23 protein-coding genes and 2 pseudogenes are annotated in these 24,331 nt (G+C 41.6%); 16 read left to right on the forward strand and 9 right to left on the reverse strand.

The features are described 5' to 3' along the window. The 3 genes and pseudogenes from HMPREF1149_RS11325 to HMPREF1149_RS07135 all read left to right on the forward strand — a co-directional run. A pseudogene (locus HMPREF1149_RS11325) lies at positions 1-150 on the forward strand (tagatose-bisphosphate aldolase); the annotation flags it as partial. A gap of 147 nt (positions 151-297) precedes the next feature. Then, a complete protein-coding gene (locus HMPREF1149_RS07130; protein ID WP_000649400.1) occupies positions 298-1,335 on the forward strand; it encodes an aldose epimerase family protein in 1,038 nt (345 codons plus the stop codon). Positions 1,336-1,445: 110 nt separating this feature from the next. Continuing rightward, positions 1,446-2,300 (forward strand): VOC family protein, encoded by an 855-nt coding sequence (locus HMPREF1149_RS07135; protein WP_000220452.1) that lies wholly within the window; start codon positions 1,446-1,448, stop codon positions 2,298-2,300. A 121-nt stretch (positions 2,301-2,421) separates the two neighbouring features. Here HMPREF1149_RS07135 and HMPREF1149_RS07140 read toward each other — a convergent pair whose 3' ends face one another. Genes HMPREF1149_RS07140 through HMPREF1149_RS07150 form a run of 3 tightly spaced genes read right to left on the reverse strand, consistent with a single transcriptional unit; the run spans position 2,422 to position 4,959 of the window. Continuing rightward, positions 2,422-3,654, reverse strand: coding sequence for a sensor histidine kinase (locus tag HMPREF1149_RS07140; RefSeq protein ID WP_000488861.1), 1,233 nt, complete (start codon positions 3,652-3,654; stop codon positions 2,422-2,424). Next, positions 3,655-4,329: a response regulator transcription factor gene (locus HMPREF1149_RS07145; RefSeq protein WP_000698155.1), complete on the reverse strand. Its 675-nt coding sequence runs from the start codon at positions 4,327-4,329 to the stop codon at positions 3,655-3,657. It lies immediately after the preceding gene. 9 nt (positions 4,330-4,338) lie between these two features. Further along, positions 4,339-4,959 (reverse strand): GTP pyrophosphokinase, encoded by a 621-nt coding sequence (locus HMPREF1149_RS07150; protein WP_001084934.1) that lies wholly within the window; start codon positions 4,957-4,959, stop codon positions 4,339-4,341. A gap of 147 nt (positions 4,960-5,106) precedes the next feature. Here HMPREF1149_RS07150 and HMPREF1149_RS07155 point away from each other — a divergent pair, with 147 nt between their 5' ends. Then, a complete protein-coding gene (locus HMPREF1149_RS07155) occupies positions 5,107-5,364 on the forward strand; it encodes a metal-sensitive transcriptional regulator (protein ID WP_000185161.1) in 258 nt (85 codons plus the stop codon). A 311-nt stretch (positions 5,365-5,675) separates the two neighbouring features. Here HMPREF1149_RS07155 and HMPREF1149_RS07160 read toward each other — a convergent pair whose 3' ends face one another. The 3 genes from HMPREF1149_RS07160 to HMPREF1149_RS07170 are packed head-to-tail and all read right to left on the reverse strand — an operon-like array spanning position 5,676 to position 7,943. Further along, positions 5,676-5,972, reverse strand: a complete 297-nt coding sequence (locus HMPREF1149_RS07160) for a rhodanese-like domain-containing protein (protein ID WP_000450172.1) — start codon at positions 5,970-5,972, stop codon at positions 5,676-5,678. Continuing rightward, a complete protein-coding gene (locus HMPREF1149_RS07165) occupies positions 5,962-7,617 on the reverse strand; it encodes an FAD-dependent oxidoreductase (protein WP_000691450.1) in 1,656 nt (551 codons plus the stop codon). The genes HMPREF1149_RS07160 and HMPREF1149_RS07165 overlap by 11 nt, the downstream gene beginning before the upstream one ends. A gap of 20 nt (positions 7,618-7,637) precedes the next feature. After that, on the reverse strand, positions 7,638-7,943 hold the full coding sequence (locus HMPREF1149_RS07170) for a rhodanese-like domain-containing protein (protein WP_000468858.1): 306 nt from the start codon (positions 7,941-7,943) through the stop codon (positions 7,638-7,640). 175 nt (positions 7,944-8,118) lie between these two features. On the opposite strand from HMPREF1149_RS07170, the gene HMPREF1149_RS07175 reads away from it, so the two are divergent. Both HMPREF1149_RS07175 and HMPREF1149_RS07180 read left to right on the forward strand, forming a co-directional pair. Continuing rightward, positions 8,119-8,682 carry a sugar O-acetyltransferase gene (locus tag HMPREF1149_RS07175; protein WP_000200245.1) on the forward strand — a complete coding sequence of 188 codons (564 nt, stop codon included), beginning with the start codon at positions 8,119-8,121 and terminating at the stop codon, positions 8,680-8,682. Between the two features lie 271 nt (positions 8,683-8,953). Next, positions 8,954-10,201 carry a carbohydrate-binding domain-containing protein gene (locus HMPREF1149_RS07180; protein ID WP_000837420.1) on the forward strand — a complete coding sequence of 416 codons (1,248 nt, stop codon included), beginning with the start codon at positions 8,954-8,956 and terminating at the stop codon, positions 10,199-10,201. A 124-nt stretch (positions 10,202-10,325) separates the two neighbouring features. Here HMPREF1149_RS07180 and HMPREF1149_RS11540 read toward each other — a convergent pair whose 3' ends face one another. Both HMPREF1149_RS11540 and HMPREF1149_RS07185 read right to left on the reverse strand, forming a co-directional pair. After that, the gene (locus tag HMPREF1149_RS11540; protein ID WP_000715696.1) at positions 10,326-10,505 is read right to left on the reverse strand and encodes a hypothetical protein; all 180 of its coding nucleotides are present in this window, start codon (positions 10,503-10,505) and stop codon (positions 10,326-10,328) included. A gap of 6 nt (positions 10,506-10,511) precedes the next feature. After that, positions 10,512-10,760 carry a hypothetical protein gene (locus HMPREF1149_RS07185; protein WP_000502763.1) on the reverse strand — a complete coding sequence of 83 codons (249 nt, stop codon included), beginning with the start codon at positions 10,758-10,760 and terminating at the stop codon, positions 10,512-10,514. Between the two features lie 342 nt (positions 10,761-11,102). Here HMPREF1149_RS07185 and HMPREF1149_RS07190 point away from each other — a divergent pair, with 342 nt between their 5' ends. From HMPREF1149_RS07190 to HMPREF1149_RS07215, 6 genes are read left to right on the forward strand one after another with little or no spacing between them, the layout of a single operon-like run. Then, positions 11,103-12,659 carry a type I restriction-modification system subunit M gene (locus HMPREF1149_RS07190; protein WP_000003721.1) on the forward strand — a complete coding sequence of 519 codons (1,557 nt, stop codon included), beginning with the start codon at positions 11,103-11,105 and terminating at the stop codon, positions 12,657-12,659. Continuing rightward, entirely contained in the window at positions 12,649-13,653 is a 1,005-nt protein-coding gene (locus HMPREF1149_RS07195) for a virulence RhuM family protein (protein ID WP_001262592.1), read from the forward strand. The genes HMPREF1149_RS07190 and HMPREF1149_RS07195 overlap by 11 nt, the downstream gene beginning before the upstream one ends. Continuing rightward, positions 13,653-14,819: a restriction endonuclease subunit S gene (locus HMPREF1149_RS07200; protein WP_001022896.1), complete on the forward strand. Its 1,167-nt coding sequence runs from the start codon at positions 13,653-13,655 to the stop codon at positions 14,817-14,819. The genes HMPREF1149_RS07195 and HMPREF1149_RS07200 overlap by 1 nt, the downstream gene beginning before the upstream one ends. 59 nt (positions 14,820-14,878) lie before the next feature. Further along, the gene (locus HMPREF1149_RS07205; protein WP_009067436.1) at positions 14,879-15,460 is read left to right on the forward strand and encodes a restriction endonuclease subunit S; all 582 of its coding nucleotides are present in this window, start codon (positions 14,879-14,881) and stop codon (positions 15,458-15,460) included. 19 nt (positions 15,461-15,479) lie between these two features. Next, the gene (locus tag HMPREF1149_RS07210; protein WP_001029672.1) at positions 15,480-16,664 is read left to right on the forward strand and encodes an AAA family ATPase; all 1,185 of its coding nucleotides are present in this window, start codon (positions 15,480-15,482) and stop codon (positions 16,662-16,664) included. A 2-nt stretch (positions 16,665-16,666) separates the two neighbouring features. Beyond that, the gene (locus tag HMPREF1149_RS07215; RefSeq protein ID WP_000004573.1) at positions 16,667-19,762 is read left to right on the forward strand and encodes a type I restriction endonuclease subunit R; all 3,096 of its coding nucleotides are present in this window, start codon (positions 16,667-16,669) and stop codon (positions 19,760-19,762) included. A gap of 330 nt (positions 19,763-20,092) precedes the next feature. On the opposite strand, the pseudogene HMPREF1149_RS11455 reads toward HMPREF1149_RS07215, so the two are convergent. Continuing rightward, positions 20,093-20,215, reverse strand: a pseudogene (locus HMPREF1149_RS11455) (MerR family transcriptional regulator); the annotation flags it as partial. Between the two features lie 86 nt (positions 20,216-20,301). On the opposite strand from HMPREF1149_RS11455, the gene HMPREF1149_RS07220 reads away from it, so the two are divergent. The 4 genes from HMPREF1149_RS07220 to HMPREF1149_RS07235 form a co-directional block, all read left to right on the forward strand. Continuing rightward, positions 20,302-21,066 carry a nucleoside phosphorylase gene (locus tag HMPREF1149_RS07220; protein ID WP_000615023.1) on the forward strand — a complete coding sequence of 255 codons (765 nt, stop codon included), beginning with the start codon at positions 20,302-20,304 and terminating at the stop codon, positions 21,064-21,066. Positions 21,067-21,099: 33 nt separating this feature from the next. Continuing rightward, entirely contained in the window at positions 21,100-22,479 is a 1,380-nt protein-coding gene (locus tag HMPREF1149_RS07225; RefSeq protein ID WP_000897933.1) for a TrkH family potassium uptake protein, read from the forward strand. 13 nt (positions 22,480-22,492) lie between these two features. Beyond that, positions 22,493-23,158 carry a potassium channel family protein gene (locus HMPREF1149_RS07230; protein WP_001283882.1) on the forward strand — a complete coding sequence of 222 codons (666 nt, stop codon included), beginning with the start codon at positions 22,493-22,495 and terminating at the stop codon, positions 23,156-23,158. 157 nt (positions 23,159-23,315) lie between these two features. Continuing rightward, on the forward strand, positions 23,316-24,331 hold a 1,016-nt coding region (locus tag HMPREF1149_RS07235), incomplete at its 3' end, for an SSURE domain-containing protein (RefSeq protein WP_000671336.1).

A 24,331-nucleotide genomic window follows, 5' to 3' on the forward strand; every position in this document is an offset into this window, starting at 1 on the left:
ACATGGGCTGGATCAGTTGAAGCCTACATCAAAGACGGTGAAGCAGCAGCTCGTGAATGGCTACGCACAACTGGATTTGAGAACATTGATGAACTCAACAAAGTTCTCCAAACAACAGCGACTTCATGGACTGAACGTGTAGAAGCATAAAAACAAGAATAGAAGAATTCCTTTTTGTTAAGAAGATACTTAAGGTTTTCTGACAAAGGATTCTGAAAATAGAAACTACAACCATAGATGGTGACTACACTTTCTATGGTTTGTTTACTTGAGAGAAATGGATCAAAGGAGAGAAGAATGAAAGCATACACAGAACGTGTATTTGGAAATCATGAGGGCAAGGATGTCTTGGCCTATCGCTTTGAGACTGATGGTGGTTACCAGCTTGAAGTTATGACTTATGGTGCGACCATCTTGCGCTATGTCACGCCTGACAAGGCTGGGAATTTTGCCAATGTGATTTTGGGCTTTGATGATTTTGATAGCTATGTAGGCAATAGTCCCAAGCATGGAGTAAGTGTAGGTCCTGTAGCGGGCCGTATTGCAGGTGCAACATTTGAGCTCAATGGTCAGACCTATAATCTTGAAGTCAACAACGCTAGCAACTGTAACCACAGTGGTTCAACAGGTTGGGCTGCGAGCTTGTTTGAATTGGTCGAGGTGAGCGACCATGGCTTGACCCTCTACACCGAGCGTACAGACGGGACAGGAGGATTTCCTGGTAATCTCAAGATCTGGATCAGCTACTACTTGGAAGAAACTGGTGCCTACGAAGTCAGCTATAAGGTGACGACAGATCAGGATACGCTGGTCAATCCAACTAATCACAGCTACTTCAACTTGTCTGGTGATTTCACGCAGACAGTTGACCGCCATGTCTTCCAGCTAAATACGGAGGGCATTTACCTAATCGCTCCGGACGGTGTTCCGGCTAAGACTCCAGATGCTACTCGTGATGTGGTTAAACATATCTACAATGGTGCTTTGTTGAAGGATATCTTTGCAGAGGAAGATGAGCAAATCCAGTTGGTATCTGGTTTAGATCACCCATTTGCCCTCCCTGCCGGTCATGACAATGCTGGTTTCCTTTATGATCAGAACTCAGGTCGTTTCCTGCTGTTCAAGACAGAGGCCCCTTGCTTTGTGGTCTACACAGCAAACTTTGTGGATGAGAGTGTGCTCATCGGAGGCCAACCAATGGTACAGCACAATGGGATTGCCCTTGAAGCGCAAGCTTTACCAGATGCCATTCACAGTGACCTCAAAGACCAAGTCATTCTCAAAGCAGGGGAAACTTTTACCAGCAAAACTCGCTACGAGCTTGTTGTAAAATAAAAAGAAGAGCTGGTTTCCAGCTCTTTTGAGTTGTCTTCGTTGACATTTTATTTCAATAGTGTATAATTGATGTAATTAACAAAGTTACAACAGGCGAAAGGAGACACCCTATGACTTATGCATACCAAAGCCACATTTACCTAGCAGAGGCGGTTTTAAATGTCAAGGACTTGACAAGTCAAACGGCTTTTTATCACCAGATTATTGGCTTGGAGATTTTATCCCAAACAGAGACAGAAGCGATTTTGGGACTTGGTCGAAAAGCCTTGGTTCACTTGATTCAGGCAGAAAAGACAGGGGAAGTAAGGGAATATTATGGACTCTACCATCTGGCGATTTTGTTGCCGACACGAAAAGCCTTGGCAGATGTCTTGAAGCACCTAAGTGACCTGCGGATTCCTCTGGTCGGGGGTGCGGATCATGGATACAGTGAGGCCATTTATCTAGAGGATTTGGAAGGAAATGGCATTGAACTCTACCGTGATAAGCCAGTGTCTTCATGGGATATTCGAGAAGACGGTCGTATTATCGGTGTGACCGAAGCCCTTGCGGCACAGGACATCTATGAGTTAGGGGAAAAGGTGGATCCCTTTATCCTAGCTGAAGGGACGAGAATGGGGCATATCCATCTATCGGTTAAGGATAGTCGTGCGGCGAGCCAGTTTTATCAAAAGGCGTTAGGGCTAGAGGATAAATTTAGCATTCCTAGTGCTAGTTGGATAGCAGCTGGGAAGTACCATCACCACCTGGCTGTCAACGAATGGGCTGGAAAAGGGCTGGCTCCGCGTGAGCAAGGCTTACCAGGCTTGGCCTACTATGTCCTTGAGGTCGAAAGCAAGGAAGAACTCTTGGACATCGTTAAGCAAGCACAAGAGCTAGAAGCACCAATCAAGTGGCTAAATTCGAGTGAACTGGATCTTGTAGACCCAGATGGGATTGTGACCCGCATTCGCTTGGCACGATGAGACGAGGAAAACACATTATTTATTTTAGAGACATAGAAAAAGGCGGACAAGCTCGTATTCTGTTTTTAGAATGCGAACTTGTTCGCTTTTTATGAAATGATAAAGAGTAAAAGAGCTATAGCTATAACCAGACTGTAAAGGTAATCACCTGTTTTTTGTAGGTGACAAATATTTTACCTCTAAATAGGCTAACGAGATGCTGAGCCATAGAGAGACCAATTCCGTGTCCAGATATGGTTTGGTTGTTGTGAGAGGTCTCTGCACGATAAAAGCGATCAAAGAAACGCTTAATATTAACTGCTTGTCCATCCTTATAATCATTAGAAATAGTGATGCAAGTTCGTTTGCGTAGTAGGTAATTTTTGCGTTGGAGCGTCAAGCGAATCGCTCCAGCGGGATCGCAGTATTTTCGGGCATTGTCAAGAAGGATGCTAAGAAGCTCATAAAATTCTTCTTGGGCTACTTTTTCTACAACGTCTGCTTCAATAGAACTTTCAAATTTTTTATCTTCTTTGGTAAAGAGAGGAGCAAAATCTGAGGCAACCTTTTCAGCGATAACGGAGATATTTTGAGGAGCTAGTTTGATATCCTCTTGCTCCTCGAGCCGAGCAAGTCGGATGAGTCTTCCAATCAGGTGGTTGAGTCGTTCCGTCTGTTCTTTAGTGCTAATACTCCACTCAGTCTCTCCCTCCATTAACTCCTGTAGTTCGGTATTGGCCGAAATGATGGCTAGAGGCGTTTTGAGTTCGTGCCCTGCATTGGTGATAAACATCCGTTGTTTTTCATAGTTTTTGATAAAAGGACGAATGACAATCCCTGAAATCAAGGTGAAGAGCAGTATGAGGAGGAGTAAGCTAGCCAAGGCCAGCCAGATAGAGACCTGAAGTAAGGTATCTCGTTCTCGGATATAGTTAGTCGTCTCAAAGAAGACCAGTAGTTTCCCAGTCGTAGATTGGCTCACTTGGTAGGTAAAATAGCGTCCCTTATGAGTAATAGAACCATAAGTTTCTTGCTTTTTGAGGATGTTCGGGAGAAAACTTTTGACTTCAGCCTCAGTTAAGGACTGGACATTTGTGAGGGAGATGGCGTAGTCATTTTCCTTTTCTCTGACGGAGAAGTATTGAAAATTGTAGACAATTCCTTCTTGGATATTTTTCTCAGTCAGACTTTCCTTGATTTCGTCTGTAATAGGAAGTTCGCCCTCATTCTTGGTTAAGATAGAGAGGACGGTGTGGATGTTACCCTCCGTCTGAGTGTAGACGATACTATTCATCAAGACTAGAAAGAAGGTTAGAATCAGAGCAATGGCAAGAGTGGCCGTTGCGATAAATTTGATACGAAGTTTTCGAAACATCTAGTCACCTCCTGTCAATTGGAAGGGTCCTTCTGCAGCCCCAAGTATTTGTAAGCTAGACTGGACACTTTGGAGTTTTTGGCGTAGGTAGGAGATATAGAGAAAGACGAGCTCGTGATCCTGTTCTTCCAGCTCGTCTGGCCAAACCTGCTCTAGAAGTTGTTGACAACTGAGGGGTTGGTTAGCGTGCTGGATGAGGAGAGTCAAGAGTTGGGTCTCCTTTTTCCCCAAACGAATGCTGTTTGTAGCAGCTAATTCTTGTTCGTCAATATCCAAGCGGGTATTTCCTAATTGGATTGTATCTGGGGTATAGTCCTCCAGACGGCGGGCAGTAGAACGGAGTCTGGCCAGAAGTTCTTTGAGAGAGAAGGGTTTGGTCAAGTAGTCGTCAGCACCTGCATCGAGTCCGGTTACGCGGTCGTCCACTTCGGCCATGGCTGTCAACATGATAACGTGAGTCGTATTGCCTGCCTGGCGAATTTCTTTGAGGGCTTCGATTCCAGTTTTAATTGGCATCATAATGTCAAAAATCATGAGGTGATAGTGGTTAGATTTAGCCTTTTCGACAGCGTCTTGTCCGTTAAAAACAGAATCAACGCTGTAGCCTTCGCGTTCTAACGCAACAGTGATAACACGGTTTAGTTGGGTTTCATCTTCGGCAAGTAGGATTTTCATAGGTTCTCCTTAGTCTTGATCAGAGCGCTGAATCAAATCACGGATGGTCTGCATGGTCAAGTCACAAGAAGCAAGCTCATCGGCACAGCGTTTGAGCTCGCGCGTGATTCGCTCAGGATTTTGGATGTTTTTCTTGTATTTCATCTGGTGTTCGAGGCTAGCCCAGGAATCCATGGCAATTGTGCGCAGTTGAATCTCGATAAAATAGGTACCCTGATCATTTCCCAGACAGTCTGGGTAGGGAGTGGTCACCTCTAGAATCAGATGATAGGAACGGTAGCCGTTGGGTTTGACCTGACGGATATAGTCTTTCTCTTTGAAAATATGGATGCTTGGCATCTGGCGAATATACTCTACGATGCGGTAGATATCATCTGTAAAGCCTGTGATAATTCGAACGCCAATAGCATCTCGTATTTCTTTAAGAGCGGATTGACTTGTCTGAGGAAAGCCCTTGCGTTGGCATTTTTCACGCATGCTTTTTTCTGTTTTGATGCGCGCATGCAAATGCTCATATAGTTTGAGGTTGGTTTCTTTTTTGTAATTGGCTGCGGCCTCTTCTATGTCTTGAATAAAGGTTTGCAAGATGGTGGGTAAATAGGCCTCACAGCTACCATAGATAGAATTCATAAGCACGTCCATTCTGAACAGTTTTTTACTATTATATCATGAAAACACAGATATGAGATAAGTTCCTACAAAGACAGATGGGATGAGAATTTTGACAAAGCCCCTTATTCGAGATATAATGAAGAAAAATCGAGCAAGGAAAAAGAAATGACAAACTCAAAGTATATAACACGCTTGAAACGTTCAGAGGGCCAGTTGCGTGGGATTCAAAAGATGATTGAAGAAGATCGTGACTGCGCTGATATTGTGACGCAATTGACAGCAGTGAAATCGAGTGTTGAGCGCGTGATTGAGATGATGATTACGGAAAATCTCACCGCCTGCATCAACCAACCACTAGATGATCCCGAGGCTCAAAAGGAACGCCTAGAAAAGGCCATCCGCTACTTGATTAAACGGAAATGAACTAATTTTTTGAGACGATAGTTGCAAAGGCATACCTACTATCAGATAGAATAGTTTAATGTGAATCAAGAGAGGCTGGAAAAAGTCTTTAAAATAAAAGAACGCATACTATCAGGTGTTGAAAAACCTTGATAGTATGCGTTTTATTGTGGGGAGATTTATACTCTTCGAAAATCAAATTCAAACCACGTCAGCTTCACCTTGCCGTACTCAAGTACAGCCTGCAGCTAGCTTCCTAGTTTGCACTTTGATTTTCATTGAGTATTACTTCATTTTCTCCTGAAATTGAGTTGTTGCTCAGCTTCTTTTGCTTATTTTACTTGACCGGGCCAAGCATTCATACCACCTTCTACGTTGATAACGGTGAGACCTTGGGCGCTGAGAAATTGACAGGCAGATGCAGAACGTACTCCACCTTGACAGATGACATGGTATTCATGGTCAGGTTTGAGTTCTTTGTAGCCTTGCTCCAAGGTACTTAAAGGCAGATTTTTTGCACCTGGTGCATGTCCTGCTTGGAATTCATGTACTTCACGTACATCGATAAGATTTAGATTTTCATGTTGGTATTTTTCATAAAAGTCAGCCATGCTGATACTAGTTTCCATATTCAACTCCTTCTGGTTTAGCCATTTTGTATAGGGAATAAGCGCCGTCAAGGTTTTGGATGGTAAATCCTGCTTGTTTGAGGATACGCTCTGCGATATAGCTACGCAAACCGCTGTGGCAGCTGACGATATAGGCTTGGTTCTTATCCAGTTCGTCCAAGCGTTCCCGTAGTTCGTTTAGGGGGATGTGGATGGTATCGACTTTGAGTCTACCGCTTTGGAATTCGCCACTTGTCCGTACATCTAGGAATTTCTTGCCCTTGTCCAGTTCGTCTTCTAGTTGGTACCATTGAATATTGTCGCTTAAACCTTCGATTAGGTTCAAGGCCGCGTAGCCTAGCATGTTGACGGGATCCTTAGCAGAGCCAAATGGTGGTGCATAGGTGAACTCCAATTCTGGTAAGTCAAAGACAGTGAGATTTCCCTTGATAGCAGTTGCCAGGATATCGATTCGCTTATCAACACCTTTCTTCCCAACTCCTTGGGCACCGTAGATTTTTCCAGTGGTTGGGTCAAAGAGGAGTTTCAAGGTCATATCAGTAGCGCCTGGATAATAACCAGCGTGGTCTTTTCCACTGACATGAAGGGCTTTATATGGGATTTGGTTGGTACGAAGAGTACGCTCGCTGAGACCAGTCGAAGCAGCGGTCATGTCAAAGGCACGAACGATAGCAGTGCCGATGCTGCCCTTGTTTGTACGACCGAGTCCTGCGATGACGTCCGCCACTTGGCGTCCTTGACGGTTGGCAGGAGAGGCTAGAGAGATGAGGGCATCTTGGCCTGTAATCTCTTGCTTGACGACGATGGCATCCCCAACCGCAAAAATATCTTTTTGACTGGTTTCGTAGTGTTCGTCGACTAAGATACCGCCACGTAGTCCCAGTTCAATCCCCGCAGCCTTAGCCAGTCCATTTTCAGGTTCAACACCGACAGAAAGGATGGTGAGGTCAGAAGTGATCTTTTGACCGTTTTCGAGAACGATGACTTTTCCCTGGCCTTCAAATCGAGTCGCAGACTGGGAAGTGATAACGCGGATGCCGTTTTTGACCAATTCTGCTTGGACAAAGGCCGCCATTTCGTGATCTAATGGTGGCAAGACATGAAGTGCTTTCTCCACGATGGTGACTTGCAAGCCCCGTTTCGCCAGATTTTCAGCCATTTCAAGCCCGATAAAGCCTGCACCGATGACGACAGCTTCTTTTGGATGATTGTCCAAGGCCGCCATAATTTCATCGAGATCGGGAACATTGCGAAGCGTGTAGGCATTATTAGCTTCTGCCAAACCTTCAATGGCAGGAACAAACGGTTTAGCTCCTGGAGAGAGGATCAGCTTGTCGTAGCTTTCTGTGAATTCCTGCCCATCGTGCCGCACCGTCACAGTGTGTTCTGCTGGCGAAATGCTGATGACCTCATGGAAAGGACGAACATCCAGATTAAAGCGTGCCTTGAGACTTTCAGGAGTTTGAACCAATAAACTATCACGGTTTGCAATTTCTCCTGAAACATAGTAAGGAAGTCCGCAGTTTGCAAAGGAAACAAAGGGACCTTTCTCAAAAATAGTGATTTCAGCGTCTTCCATGAGACGTCTGAGGCGGGTTGCTGCTGACATACCGCCTGCAACTCCTCCGACAATGATAATTTTCATTGACTTTCTCCTTTATACTTCTAGATGACCTTGCCTGTCCAAGCGCTCATACCGCCTCGGACATTGATGACATCGTAGCCTTTTTTCTTAAGCTTTTTAGCGGCTAGTTTGCTTCGCACACCAGAATGACAAATGACATAAAGTGTTTCTTTTGTCGCAGGTGTGTAAGAACCGATTTCAGTTAAAGGAACATTCTTGGCATTTTTGATATGACCTCTGTGAAATTCCGTAGGCGTCCGAACATCCAGTAGTTGAATCGGTTCCTTGAGTTTAGCTTCTAACTCGCTGGTAGAAATACTGTCGATTTTTGTAAATAAGTGAAACATAGGCACCTCCAAATATACCCTTATGGGGTATATTAAACCATGAAGTCAACATTTTGTCAAGCAAGTTGTTTTGACTTGGGAGGGAATTAGTTTCGAGAGTCCAGAAAGCAGGCTATTCTTGACCTTTCAAAGGCTTTTTGATATGATGGGTCCAAAGTAAGTATGAGGTGTTAAGATGACCAGTGAATACCAGAAAATGATAGCAGGAGACCTCTATCATCCATTTGACCCAGAGTTACGGGCCTTGGCTCAGACAGCACGTCAGAAACAGGCTGCCTTTAACAAGGAAGAAGATCCCTTGAAGGGAGCGGATATTATCAAGACTTGGTTTGGCTCAACTGGGCAAAATCTCTATGTCAATCCACGCTTGGTGGTCGATTATGGGGTCAACATCCATCTAGGGGAAAATTTTTATTCTAATTGGAACTTGACCATGCTGGATGTTTGTCCGATTCGCATCGGGGACAATGCCATGCTTGGCCCCAACTGTCAGTTTTTAACCCCACTCCATCCACTGGATCCTCATGAACGCAATTCAGGGGTCGAATACGGCAAGCCCATCACCATTGGAGATAATTTCTGGGCTGGAGGTGGCGTCATCGTCCTTCCTGGAGTGACACTAGGAAATAACGTAGTCGCTGGAGCAGGGGCCGTGATCACCAAGTCCTTTGGAGACAATGTTGTCCTAGGTGGGAATCCTGCGCGTGTTATCAAGGAAATCCCAGTAAAAGAAAACTAAAAAGAACAGCCTCGGCTGTTCTTTTTATGAGCTTTAGTCTTATAGATTTTTCTTCTTTTTGGCTTTTTTAGTCAAGGAAACATCGCACTGAGGGATGTTGCTTTTAAAAACTATTAATGCATTTTAGTACTCTCAAATTGTTTCTAGTAGCCCTTTCAAAAGAATACTAAGCGAAACTAAATTTAAGGAAACTTTCAGAAAAGTTTTAGTTTCGTTTCAGGAATCTTCTGTAGACTGTCTAGCTATATCATACGAAGGAGAGGAAAAAGGTATGAAATCAAAAAAATGGACCCTACTCGCAACGAGTTTAACGGCAATGGTGCTGCTGGCAGCATGTGCCCAGTCAACAACTACATCTAATACCAATGCAACGACAAATAGTGACACAACAACTGCAACAAAGACAAACCAATCTTCCTATTTTACAGAGAAGGACTATGATACTTCTTATGATGAAAGTACAGCTTCTAAGATTGAACTATCTGGCTCATCAGCAAACGTCTCTGGAGATGGGGTGACAGTCTCTGAATCAACAGTGACCATTACAAAATCTGGAACCTATGTGATTTCAGGTCAGTCTGACGGAGTGCAGATCAAGGTCGAGGCAGATGAGTCGGCAGATGTTCATCTAGTCCTAAAAGGTGCGACCATGACCAATACCAATGCAGCGATATCTGCGACATCAGCCGGCCACGTCTACTTGACTCTAGCAGAGGGAACCACCAACAGTCTCTCTGACTCAAGCTCTAACAGCGACGAAAAAGCAGATGCAGCTCTCTTTTCTAAGGTGGATTTGACCATCAACGGGAAAGGAACTCTCAATGTAGATGGCAAGAAAAACAATGGTATCAAGGCTAACGACACCCTTCACATCACGGGTGGAACCTATAACATCACAGCAGTTGGCGATGCCTTTAATGTCAATGATGAACTCAACATCACTGGTACGACCATGACTATCGACGCCAAAGAAGATGGGGTCAAGGTCGACAATGATGACGATATGACTGTCGGCAATATGTATTTGGCTAACAATACCATAACAGTCACAGCAGGAGATGATGGAATTCACGCTTCTGGTAACCTAGTGATTGATAGCGGTACCTATACCGTTAAGAATTCAACAGAAGGGATAGAAGGAAAATCTATCACCATAAACGACGGCGATATCAATGTCTATGCGACAGATGATGGAGTCAATGCAGCTAATAAAAATGCCCAACAGAGTGAAATCTTCTTCACCATGAACGGTGGGAACCTGACAGTAGAAGTTGGTCAAGGGGATACAGATCCAATCGACTCAAACGGGGATATCACGGTTACAGGTGGAACCATTAAAATGATTGGTCAAACAGGTTTTGACTTTGATGGAACAGCGACCTACACAGGCGGTGATATCTATCTCAACGGTGAAAAACAAACGGAAATCGTCAACTCTATGCCTGGAGGCGGTGGACCAAATGGAGGCCCTCAAGGAAATGGTGGTCCTGGCGGTCCAGCCCCTGGCGGACGAGGATAAACAAAAAAGGATAGCATTCTAAGAGCAATGTTATCCTTTTTGTATCGGTTATAGATTAGTAGTTTACGAGTGGTTTTATAATCCTAGATTTCAAAGGCTAAATTGTTCAGTCACCCGTTTTTGTTTACTTGAATTTTAAGAGGGTGTTGAGTAGTTTGCCCTTAAATGTTTTGTTTTGATAGGCAATCGTGAGGGAATTGAAAAATTCAACTGCTAGGTGTTCGTGGTGACCGAGTACCATCTCGCTTGGAGCTGCTCCTGGGAAAAAGACACCTAATTTGATGCGAAGTCTACCTTTTTTCATCTTGAACTAGTGCATGCCATACATCTTGATATCAAGGCTTGGATCGGACATGAGAGTAGCTGTATCACCTGCCATAGAAATTTTTGTATCAGCATCAGGAATGACTGGTTTTTCAGCATCTAGACTGATAAAGATTTTTTGATAAGTTAGTTGTCCGTACTCTCCAATCAACTTCATCACTTCCTGTCCACCGTGCACCCCAGCAAATATAAAATGTTCAGGGTGAATTTTAGAAGGGAGCGCTTGGTCGCCCATTTTATTTAGTCCTTGGTTGAAAGCGAAGAAATCTCCCAAAATCAGGTCTCAAGAAAGTTCGTAAAGCATCACAATTTAGTAAATTTTAATTCGAGAGAGTTGCTATATTTACATGGAACATCCTTCGGGATGTTCTTTTTTATGCTTGTAAATCGATTTAAGATAGTTTATCTAATGATTAGTAGTTTCAATTTTATTGTTGAGGCCTAAGTAGATTTTTGATTGGTAATCAATAAGATGATAGTTAGCTTGATAAAAACTCTTGATAAATTTACTCTAACGGAATTAAATAATGAGAAAAATGATATAATAAGAAGAATAAAAAGTTAATGAGGAAATATGATGTCAGAACAGGTACAAAGGCAAGAGCTACATAGAAAGATATGGAAAATTGCTGATGAAGTTCGTGGTGCAGTAGATGGTTGGGACTTCAAGCAGTATATTTTGGGAATTCTATTTTATCGCTTTATTAGTGAAAATTTCAAAACCTATATCGAAGGTGGCGATGAATCAATTAACTATGAAGAGATTTCTGAAGATTTAATTACACCTGAAGTTCGAGATGATGCCATTAAAACCAAAGGTTATTTTATTATGCCTTCGCAGTTGTTTTCCAATGTTGTCAAAACTGCTCGTCAAAATGAGCACTTAAATACAGATTTAAAAGATATCTTTGATGATATTGAGTCTAGTGCGATTGGTTATGCGAGTGAACATGACATTAAGGGTCTTTTTGATGATGTAGATACCAGAAGTAACAAGTTAGGTAGTACGGTTCCAGAGAGAAATCAGCGCTTGACTCTGATTCTTGAAGGAATCGCAAGTCTTGATTTTGGAAACTTTGAAGATAACCATATTGATCTCTTTGGGGATGCTTATGAGTATCTAATCTCTAATTATGCTTCTAACGCTGGGAAATCTGGTGGAGAATTTTTTACACCGCAAAGTGTATCGAGACTCTTGGCGCGGATTGTTATGCTGGGTAAGAATGAAAAAAATAAAATCAATAAAATTTACGATCCTGCCTGTGGTTCGGGTTCGTTGCTTCTGCAAGCTAAAAAGCAGTTTAATGAGCACATAATTGAAGATGGATTTTATGGTCAGGAAATTAATATGACCACCTATAACCTAGCTCGAATGAATATGTTTTTACACAATATCAATTATGATAAGTTTAGCATTGAGCGTGGCAATACCTTACTTGATCCTAAGCATGTAAACGATAAGCCTTTTGATGCTATTGTGTCAAATCCACCATACTCTATCAAATGGATAGGAAGCGATGATCCGACGCTCATCAACGATGACCGCTTTGCCCCTGCGGGTGTATTAGCGCCTAAATCTAAGGCTGATTTTGCTTTTATTATGCATAGCCTGTCATACTTGTCGAATAAGGGACGAGCTGCAATCGTAACTTTCCCAGGTATTTTCTATCGGGGAGGTGCTGAGCAAAAAATCCGTCAATATCTAGTAGACAATAACTTTGTTGAAGCGGTTATTCAGCTACCAGACAATCTCTTTTTTGGGACCTCCATTGCGACCTGTATTCTGATTTTGGCAAAGAATAAGCCAACGACGGATATCCTCTTTGTTGATGCAAGTAAGCAGTTCAAGAAAGAAACTAATAATAACGTCTTGACAGAAGAGAATATCGAAAAAATCTTAGACAGTGTTGAAAAGAAAGAAAACGAAGATTACTTTTCTTGTATGGTGGCACAAGAAAAAGTAGCAGAAGCAGATTATAATCTTTCAGTGTCCACTTATGTAGAAAAAGAAGACACACGTGAGAAGATTGATATTGATGTGCTCAATAAAGAAATCGCTGAGACTGTTGCCAAGATTGACCACTTGCGTATGGAGATAGATAAGATTGTAGAGGAATTGAGCCATGGCAAATGATGTGATTCTCTATAGAACTGATGACGGAGAGTCCGCTATTGAACTCCACTTGGATAATGGAACGGTCTGGCTGACTCAACAAGAACTAGCTGAGCTCTTTCAAACTTCCAAGCAAAACATTAGTAAACATATCAAGGCGATTTTTGAAGATGGTGAATTGGATGAAACAGTGGTTGTCAACTATCAGTTGACAACCACTCGTCACGGTGCAATAGCTGGTAAAACTCAGTCAAAAAAAGTCGCCTACTATAATCTCGACATGATTTTGGCAATTGGCTATCGTGTGCGCTCCCCTCGTGGAATCCAGTTTAGACACTATGCTTCGACAGTCTTGAAAGAGTATCTGATCAAAGGCTTTGCTATGGATGATGAGCGCTTGAAAAACTTGGGTGGAGGCTCTTACTTTAAAGAACTCCTGGAAAGAATCCGAGACATTCGCTCAAGTGAAAAAGTCTTTTACCGTCAGGTTTTAGATCTTTTTGCGACATCAAGTGACTACAATGCAAACTCACCAGAGGCAAAGAAATTCTTTGCGACGGTGCAAAACAAGATGCATTATGCCATTCACCACAATACTGCGAGTGAACTCATTTATAACCGTGTTGATAGTGAAAAGGAGTTTATGGGCTTAACCACTTTTAAGGGAGACCTTCCTACTCTATCTGAAGCAAAAGTTGCCAAGAACTATCTGACAGAAAAGGAACTCCGTGGGCTTAATCAGCTTGTATCAGGATATCTAGACTTTGCTGAAAGACAGGCAGAGCGAGAAGAAGTCATGACTATGGCGGACTGGGTGACACATGTAGATCGTATCCTTCAGGCTACTGGAGAAGACTTGCTGGATAACAGTGGTTCGATCTCTCGTGAACAGATGAAGCAGAAGGTAGATAAGGAATATAAGAGATACCAAGCCAAGACCCTTAGTCAAGTTGAAAAAGATTACCTCAAGGAAATTAAAAGCATTGAAAATCTAGCCAAGGAAGGAGGTAACTGATGAATATCCTAGAAGAAATCCAAAACTGTCCCGTTGAGTGGAAAGAGTTGGGGGAAGTAGTTGAAGTTTTGGATAGTTTAAGACGCCCAATAACAAAAAGTCAAAGAATTCCGGGTGATATTCCTTATTATGGAGCTAATGGAATTCAAGATTATGTCAAAGATTGGATTTTTGACGGCACTTTTATTTTAATGGGAGAAGATGGGAGTGTAATAAAAAATGATAATTCACCTATATTACACTGGGTGATAGGTAAAATTTGGGTTAATAATCATGCGCATATTTTAGGTGAAGTACCAGGATATGCTTTATTGAAATATGTGTATTATGTATTGAGTCAAACTGATGTCTCTGATATTGTTAGAGGGACACCTCCTAAGCTTAATCAAAAGAATCTAAAAAGTATAAAAATTCCAATTCCTCCCCTAGAAATTCAAAAAAAAATCGTGCAAATACTTGACAAATTCACTGAGTATGTTACAGAATTGACCTCAGAATTGACCTCAGAATTGACCTCACGTAAAAAGCAATATTCCTTTTATCGAGATAAACTTTTATCATTTGAGGATGAGGTCTATCAGGTTGAGTGGAAGAAGTTGAACGAATGTCTTAAAAAAGGAAAAGGAACTAAAATTACAGCTAGTCAGATGAAATTACTTCACAAAGATAGTGCGCCAATCCGTATCTTTGCAGGAGGAAAGACTTACGCTGATGTGAACTATGGAGATATTCCCGATAAAGATATTCATACAGAAGAGGCAATTGTTGTAAAATCTCGTGGAATTATTGATTTTGAATACTGTACAGAACCATTTAGTTTTAAAAATGAATTTTGGTCATACAGTTCAGACAATGAAAATATCAACTTAAGATATATTTATCATTACTTAGTTCATAATAAAGAACATTTTCAAAACATCGCTAATAATATGCAGATGCCACAAATTTCTAGTAATGATACTGAAAAATTCAAAATCCCAGTTCCCTCCCTCGAAATTCAATCTCGCATTGTTCAAGTTCTAGACAACTTCGATATGGTTTGTCATGACCTCAACATCGGACTTCCGAAGGAGATTGACCTTCGTCAAAAACAGTATGAATATTTTAGAGAAAAACTCTTGACATTCGTCGCCGAAGGCGAGTACTCTGAGAGTAGAGTAGAGTAGAGGAGTGGGACAACTCTGCAATTATCAAACTTTTACAGTGGGTATTTGGCCCAATTCGAGTGGAGTTGGGAGCCGTTTGTGACTTTGTAAGAGGGAATGGACTTCAGAAGAAAGATTTTACCGAAATCGGGAAATCTGTTATCCACTACGGACAAATTTACACTAAATACGATTTTTCAGTCTCTGAAACTCTCTCAAAAACTAGTGAAATAGTGTTCAAAAAGTTAAAAAAAGCACAACCAAATGACTTGGTAATGGCAACTACATCTGAGAATGTTGAAGATGTTGGAAAAGCAATTGTTTGGGAAGGAAAAGAAGAGATCGGTATTTCTGGAGATAGTTATATCATTCAAACTACCCAAAACTCCCGTTACTTAAATTATTGGCTGAGATCTACTTCTTTTCAAACTCAAAAGGAAAGAAAGGTGACGGGCACAAAAGTTATTCGTATCAATTCGAAGGATATAGAAAAATTTCAAATCATTCTCCCGTCCCTTACAGAACAAGAAAGAATCGTCTCCATTCTTGACAATTTCAATACTTTAACCAACTCTCTTTCTGAGGGTCTTCCAAAAGAAATCGAACTAAGACAGAAACAGTATGAATACTGGCGGGAACAATTGCTAAATTTTGATTTATAGAAAAGAATAGGAAAGGGATATGGCAAAAGCGCTAAGTGATATTGCACAAGAGTTAAAAGCTTCAGACAAAAAAGTTCAGCTGATCTACGCCTTTAATGGGACAGGTAAGACCAGACTCTCTAAAGAGTTTGCTAGGTTGTTTCAAGCTGAAGAAGGCGGTCTTACGAGAGATAAGATTCTTTATTATAATGCTTTTACTGAGGACTTGTTCTATTGGGATAATGATCTTGACAGCAATCGAGATTTTAAACTGAAGATTCAGCAAAATTCTTTTATATCTTGGATTATTCAAGAGCAGGGACAGGATCAGAATATTATTTCGCATTTTCAGCATTATACAAATGATAAAATGACACCTTCATTTCTTTTGTCAGATGGTCATATTCTTTTCACTATTCAAAGTGGTGATGGTGAGGATAGACTAAACGAACAAATTAAGTTATCCAAAGGTGAAGAGAGCAATTTTATTTGGTCTATTTTTTATACATTGCTAGAGCTAGTTATTAGTGAGCTTGATATACTAGAACCTGATGAACGTAGTACTAGAGAGTTTGATGATTTAGAGTATGTATTTATTGATGACCCGGTTTCATCATTAGATGAAAACCACTTGATAGAGGTTGCATCAAATTTAGGTAAATTAATTAGAACGAGTAAGTCTGATCTTAAATTTATAATAACAACTCACAATCCTTTATTCTATAACGTCTTATATAATGAGTTAAAAAATATTAAAAGGAATGAGAGATATAGTAAGCGAGCTATTGACGAAGAAACTGGAGAGAATAGAACCTATATTGACACCCGAAAAGTTCCTGATAGTAGTAGATTTAGATTTGAAAAATTAGAAGATGGATCATATAAGCTGATACCTCAACCGGATGACTCTCCTTTTGCTTATCATAATTTTTTAAGAAAATCATTACATAAAGCTATAGAAGACAATTTGGTTTATAAATATCATTTTAATTTTTTAAGAAATCTTTACGAGAAAACAGCAACTTTCCTGGGTTATCAAAAATGGCAGGATTTATTGCCACGTGATAATGAAGGAAGTTTTAGTAACTATGAGTCAAGGATATTAAATATTTCTAGTCATTCTAAAGTATCAACCGAGGAAGATGAACTAGTAACCCTCCCAGAAACTGCGCTTTTAAAAAACCTGTTACAGCATTTAGAGAGCACTTGCAATTATAAGGAGTAATTATGTCTGAAAGTACATTCACTACAGCTATTGTTGAGTCAGATAATTTTATCATTTTAGAAAAGTATACCAAGCTAGAACAGCCTAGTCAGTATCAGACAGAGGCGGACTTGGAGAAGGAGCTGATTGCTGACTTGCGCCAGCAAGGATACGAGTATCTTACTTATTTGACGACCCCAGAGGCGCTTTTGGCTAATCTCAAGACCCAGATGGAAGTTCTGAATAATGTGGTTTTTACAGATGCTGAGTGGTTGCGCTTCTTGGATGAGTACCTCAATAAACCCAGTGACAGTTTGATTGATCGTACCAGAAAACTTCATGATAACTATATTTATGATTTTATATTTGATGATGGGCATATCCAGAATATCTATTTATGGGATAAGAAAAATATTAGTCGAAATAAACTGCAAGTCATTAATCAAATGAAGCAAGTTGGTATCAGCAGCAATCGTTATGATGTGACCTTGCTGGTAAATGGATTGCCTCTGGTACAAATTGAGCTTAAAAAACGCGGAGTTGCGATTCGAGAGGCCTTTAATCAGGTGCACAGATATAGTAAAGAGAGTTTCAATGAGGAGAATTCTCTCTTTAAGTACCTTCAGATTTTTATCATCTCAAACGGAACGGATACTCGGTATTTTGCTAATACGACCAAGCGAGATAAGAATTCTTATGAGTTCACCATGAACTGGGCTTTGAAAAATAATAATCCTATTAAGGACTTGAAGGACTTTACAGCAACTTTCTTAAGTCAACAGACCTTGTTAAATGTCTTGATAAATTATTCTGTCTTTGATACTAATGACACTCTTCTCATCATGCGTCCTTATCAGATTGCGGCAACTGAGAGAATCATCTGGAAGATACGTTCAGCTATTGCTTCAAAAATCAAAAGCGGTCCTGATACAGGTGGCTATATTTGGCATACTACCGGTTCAGGGAAGACCCTGACAAGTTTTAAAGCTGCTAGACTTGCTACTGAGATGGAAGAAGTGGATAAGGTTTTCTTTGTGGTGGACCGCAAGGACTTGGATTATCAGACTATGAAAGAGTACCAGCGATTTTCACCTGACTCAGTCAACGGTTCAAATAGCACTGCAGGACTCAAACGCAATATCGAGAAGGATGATAATAAAATTGTCGTGACGACCATTCAGAAGCTTAACAATTTTATGAGCAGTGAGAGCCAGCATGAAATTTATCAAAAGCAAGTGGTTTTCATTTTTGATGAATGTCATCGTTCTCAGTTTGGTGAAGCGCAAAAGCGTCTTAGACAGAAATTTAAGAAATATTGCCAGTTTGGTTTTACGGGTACACCGATTAAGGTAGAGAATGCGCTTGGTTCCGAGACAACGGCATCTGTTTTCGGTCGTGAGTTACATGCCTATGTGCTAACTGATGCGATTCGAGATCAAAAAGTTCTGAAGTTCATGGTGGATTATAACGACGTTCGTCCGAAGTTTAAGTCAATTGAAAGCGAGCAGGACTTGGCCAAATTGTCTGCAGCTGAAAATAAAAAAGCACTGCTTCATCCGACTCGAATCGCTGAGATATCTAGGTATGTCTTAGATCATTTTGATCAAAAAACGCATCGATTAACTGGTAAAGGTTTCAATGCTATGTTTGCTGTTTCAAGTGTTGATGCAGCAAAAGCCTACTATCAAGAGTTGCAAAATCAGCAAAAAGATTCTGAAAAACCATTGAAGATTGCGACTATCTTTTCCTATGCTGTGAATGAGTCTCAGGTGGCTATTGGTGAAATTGATGATGAGAGCTTTTCACCGGAAGATTTAGCGGATATTAGTAGTAAAGAATTTTTGAGTAGCTGTATAGCTGATTATAATCAGTTATTTGGCACTAATTTTACGATTAACGGTAATGATTTCCAGAATTACTATCGTGATTTGGCTAAACGCGTCAAAAATCGGGAAGTGGATCTCTTAATTGTAGTTGGGATGTTCTTGACTGGCTTTGATGCACCGACTTTAAATACTTTATTTGTGGATAAAAATTTGAGATATCATGGTTTAATCCAAGCTTTTTCACGCACCAATCGAATTTATGATGCTACCAAGTCATTTGGGAATATTGTAACCTTCCGGGATTTAGAGAAGGCTACAACTGATGCTATTAAGCTATTTGGAAAGACTGAGACAGCAGAAGTCTTGCTCGAACGTTCTTATCAAGAGTATATGACAGGCTTTACGGAGGCCGGTGAAGAGCAAAAGGGTTATATGGCCGTTGTTCAGGAGTTACAAGAAAAGTTTCCGGACCCGCAAGCTATCATTAAAGAGCGTGATAAGAAAGAATTTGTCTCGTTGTTTGGTCAATTTCTTCGTTTAGATAATATCTTACAAAACTACGATGATTTCATGAGTCTACGAGCTTTACAAGAACTTGATATCTCAGATGATAAGGCTGTAGAAGCCTTTAAGGAACGTTTCCATGTGGACGATGAAACTCTGGAGGAGTTATCTAGGTTAGACATCCCAAGTACTAGGGAAATTCAAGACTACCGTTCAACCTATAATGACATTAAGTCATGGTATGAGAATGAACGCCGTAATCGGGAAGATAACGAATCTAAAGTTGATTGGGATTCGATTGTCTTTGAAGTTGAATTACTAAAATCCCAAGAAATCAATCTAGACTATATCTTAGAGCTAATTTTTGAGACTAATAAAAAGGTTTCAAATAAGGATGAACTTGTTTCGGAAATTACTCGGACGATTCGAGCAAGTCTTGGCAATCGAGCTAAGGAAGATCTGATAGTTGCTTTCATCCATGACAGTGACTTAGATAGTTTTGCTGATAAATCAGATATCATTGAACAGTTCTTTATTTTTGCGCAAGGTGAGCAGAAAAGGGAAGCGGATGAGTTGATACAGATTGAGGGATTAAATGAACAAAGTGCTAAGCGCTACATACAAGCTTCGTTGAAGCGTGAGTATGCTAGTGAAAATGGGAATGATTTGAATGAAGCTCTGCCGAAAATGAGCCCACTGAATCCACAATATCGTACAAAAAAACAAACCGTTTTTCAAAAGATCAGTCGTTTTGTTGAAAAATTCAAGGGAATTGGTGGAGATATTTAAGAATTATTTGATTGAGTAACGAAATAAATCTGCCTAAACAATAAAAAGTAGCTATCAAATATGCTTAAGGGCTACTTTTTTATTATTCTATTTTCTGCTTTTAGGAAATTGTTTCTATCATTTTTGAGAATCTCAAAATATACTTAAGGTGAAGATGGTGGCTATCTTGTTGGACTTATTAGAAGGACGCTTCTTAATCCAGATAATCTTTATGATAGTTGCTTTCTAGAATATACTAGGATAAAGGATTTTTCTAAAAATTTCTGAGGTTGGTTGCTGAACTATTATTTGAAAATTAATTAGGTTGATTACGTCTAGACGTTTTTATCCCTATATCTGAACTTGCATCCGGATGAACATATCGCGGTGCTGCTCCTGGATGACCTCGCAGATATAATCACCCACAGGAGTATATTCAGCTTGGATTAGAGCTTGGTGAAAATGTGGCAGAGCTTATAACTAAAATAGACCTCCCACATCAACTCCTTGACACTCCGTCAGCTTTTGATACAATAGTACAAAATTACAGGAGGTGGGCTATGATTCAGAAACATGCGATTCCCATTTTAGAGTTTGATGACAACCCCCAAGCGGTCCTTATGCCAACACATGAGGGGCTAGATTTAAAGTTGCCAAAGAAGTGCATCTATGCGTTTTTGGAGGAGGAGATTGACCGCTATGCCCAGGAAGTAGGGGCGGACTGTGTTGGTGAGTTCGTTTCGGCCACCAAGACGTATCCAGTCTACGTCCTCAACTACAAGGGCGAGGAGATTTGTCTGGCCCAGGCGCCCGTAGGCTCTGCCCCAGCGGCCCAGTTTATGGATTGGTTGATTGGTTATGGTGTGGAGCAAATCATTTCCACTGGAACCTGTGGTGTCCTAGCCGATATAGAGGAGAATGCCTTTCTCGTCCCTGTTCGCGCTTTGCGAGATGAGGGGACCAGCTACCACTATGCAGCGCCTTCTCGTTATATGGAGATGCAGCTTGAGGCTATCTCTGCCATTGAGCAAATCTTGGAGCAAAGAGGCATCCCTTACGAGGAAGTCATGACCTGGACGACAGATGGTTTTTACCGAGAGACGGCTGAAAAGGTTGCTTATCGTAAGGAAGAAGGCTGTGCTGTTGTGGAGATGGAGTGTTCTGCTCTTGCGGCAGTAGCTCAGCTACGTAGGGTTGTCTGGGGGGGATTGCTCTTTACCGCAGATTCCTTGGCGGATCTAGACAACTACGACAGTCGTGATTGGGGCTCTGAAGCTTTTGACAAGGCACTCGAACTCTGTCTTGCCATTGTGCACCACATGTGAGTGTTCTGACTGTTTTTATGGTAGAATGTAGCTATGTTATTCAAATCTTTTTTGGAAAAAATCAAGACGACGCTGTCTCGGTTATCACCAGCCCGTCGCATCTTTTTAAGTTTTGCCTTAGTTATCTTCTTGGGCTCGCTCCTTTTAAGCCTTCCCTTTGTGCAGGCAACAACGTCACAAGCGACCTACTTTGACCATCTCTTTACGACCGTGTCCATGGTCTGTGTGACAGGGCTCTTTACCCAGCCGGTAGCCTCTACTTACAATATCTGGGGCCAGTTGATCTGTATGCTCTTGATCCAGATTGGCGGTTTGGGTCTCATGACCTTTATCGGAATCTTTTATATCCAAGGCAAGCAAAAGCTCAGTCTTCGTGGTCGGGAGGCCATTCAAGAAAGTTTCAGTTATGGAGAAACCCAGTCCTTAAAGGACTTTATCCGCTCGATCTTTTTGACGACTTTTTTGGTAGAAGGGCTCGGTGCCTTTCTCCTGAGTTTCCGCTTTATTCCGGAATTTGGCTGGGGACGAGGGGTGTTAACCTCAGTCTTTTTGGCTGTTTCAGCTTTCTGTAATGCTGGATTTGATAATTTTGGAAGTACGAGTTTGGTAGCCTTTCAAACGGACCCCTTGATCAATCTAGTGATTGCAGGTTTGATTATCACGGGTGGTCTAGGATTTATGGTCTGGTTTGACCTAGCGACCCAGATTGGGAAAAAGAAAAAACGCCGCCTGCGTTTCCATACCAAGTTGGTTCTCTTTTTAACGGCGGGAATTCTGCTCTTTGGAACCGTATCGACTCTCTTAATTGAGTGGAACAATCCTGGAACGATTGGAAATCTCAGCGCTCCAGAGAAATTGCTGGTTAGTTTTTTCCAGACCGTCAGTATGAGAACGGCAGGCTTTGCTTCCATTGACTACACCCAGGCTCGACCAGTTACCTTGTTCATCTATATCCTACAGATGTTTCTAGGAGGGGCGCCTGGAGGGACAGCAGGGGGGCTCAAGATTACGACCTTCTTTGTCCTGTTGGTCTTCGCTCGTAGCGAACTATTGGGCTTGCCTCATGCCAATGTGGCTCGGAGGACTATTGAACCCCGAACCGTGCAAAAATCTTTCAGTGTCTTTATTATCTTCTTGCTAACATTCTTGCTGGGCTTGATCCTACTAGGGATAACAGCAGAGGGAAATCCGCGCTTTATCTACCTCATGTTTGAGACCATTTCAGCCCTTGCGACAGTTGGGGTGACGGCAAATTTAACACCAGAGCTAGGCAAGATAGCCCTCAGTATCGTTATGTTGCTGATGTTTATCGGCCGTATTGGTCCCTTGACACTACTGGTCAGTGTAGCAGAATACCAGCCAGACAAGAAAGATACGATTCACTATATGAAAGCAGATATCACTATCGGATAAGAAAGGAAGAACGATGTCAGATCGGACAATTGGAATTTTAGGTTTGGGAATTTTTGGGAGCAGTGTTTTGGCAGCCCTAGCCAAGCATGACATGAATATCATTGCTATTGATGACCACGAGGAACGCATTAATCAATTTGAACCTGTGCTGGCGCGTGGGGTAGTTGGAGATATCACGGATGAAGAACTCCTTCTGTCAGCGGGGATTGACACCTGTGATACCGTAGTTGTCGCAACGGGTGAAAATTTGGAGTCCAGTGTTCTAGCGGTTATGCACTGCAAGAGTCTAGGAGTACCGACCGTCATTGCCAAGGTCAAAAGTCATACAGCTAAAAAGGTTCTAGAAAAAATCGGGGCAGACGCAGTCATCTCACCAGAGTTTGAAATGGGGCGCTCATTGGCGCAGACCATCCTCTTTCATAACAGCGTAGACGTCTTTCAGCTGGACAAGAATGTATCGATTGTCGAGATGAAAATCCCTCAATCGTGGGTAGGTAAAAGCCTCAGTCAGTTGGATTTGCGTGGGCGATACAACCTCAACGTACTTGGCTTTCGTGCCTACGAAAATGCTCCTCTGGATGTTCAATTCGGACCCGATGACCTTTTACGGTCAGGCGCCTATATCATGGCGGTGATTAATAACCAACATTTGGATACTCTAACAGAGCTTAGTGAGTAGGAGAGGAAGGGTTGTTTTCTTCCCCAATGATTAATGAATCAATATAAGTATTTTATAAGAGGGATTTAAGAAAAATTTTAACTTTTTCTTAATCCTTTTTAATTTTAGGAGATTATACTAGAGCCATCAAATAAAGAAAAACTCTAAGGAGAATCCTATGAAATTCAATCCAAATCAGAGATATACTCGTTGGTCAATTCGCCGTCTCAGTGTCGGTGTTGCTTCAGTTGTTGTGGCTAGTGGCTTCTTTGTCCTAGTCGGTCAACCAAGTTCTGCACGCGCTGATATCGTCAATCCGACTCCTGCCCAAGTCGTGCCAGACGCAACTTCGGTGAGTGAAAAGAGCGACTTACCAGCAGAGATTCTCAAAAAAGCAGTCGATGTAGCTCTTCCTTCAGAGCAGTCTGTTCCAACGCCTAAAGCAAGTGTGGATACGACAAGCTCTTCAGAAAAAGCGGATGCAACTGCTAAAGAGCCAGCAGTAGCGCCAAAAGAAGAAGTGCAAGCACAACCTGACTCTAAGAAACAAACAGAAGATGCAGTTAAACCTGTGGAAAGTCCTGCGTCTACAGTTTCTGGACAAGACCGTGAAGCCAGTGAAGCGCAACCAGCGACCACTCCAGCTGAAGTGCAAAAGGGTGTGGCTGACAATACAAAAGATACAGTAGATGTCCCAGCTAGCTACCTTGACAAAGCCAATTTCCCAGGTCCATTTACAGCCGGTGTCAACCAAGTCATTCCATACGAATTCTTCGCTGGTGATGGCATGTTGACTCGTCTTATCTTGAAGGCCTCTGATAAGGCTCCGTGGTCCGACAATGGAACGGCTAAAAATCCAGCTCTCCCACCAGTAGAGAAATTGGGCAAAGGCCTTTACTTCTACGAAGTAGACTTGGCAGGCACCCAAGGAAAATCAGATAAAGAGCTGCTTGACCTCTTGAAACAAAATGGAACTCAAAGTTATAAGGCAACCATCAAGGTGTACGGTGCGAAAGATGGCAAACCTGACTTGACTAACCTCGTGGCGACTAAAGATTTGACTGTTAATTTGAATGGCTTAACCACTCCAGCTGAAGTCCCAAAAGGTGTGGCTGACAATACCAAAGATACAGTAGATGTCCCAGCTAGCTACCTTGACAAAGCCAATTTCCCAGGTCCATTTACAGCTGGTGT

The organism is Streptococcus sp. BS35b (assembly GCF_000286475.1).
Classification (GTDB): domain Bacteria; phylum Bacillota; class Bacilli; order Lactobacillales; family Streptococcaceae; genus Streptococcus; species Streptococcus oralis_W.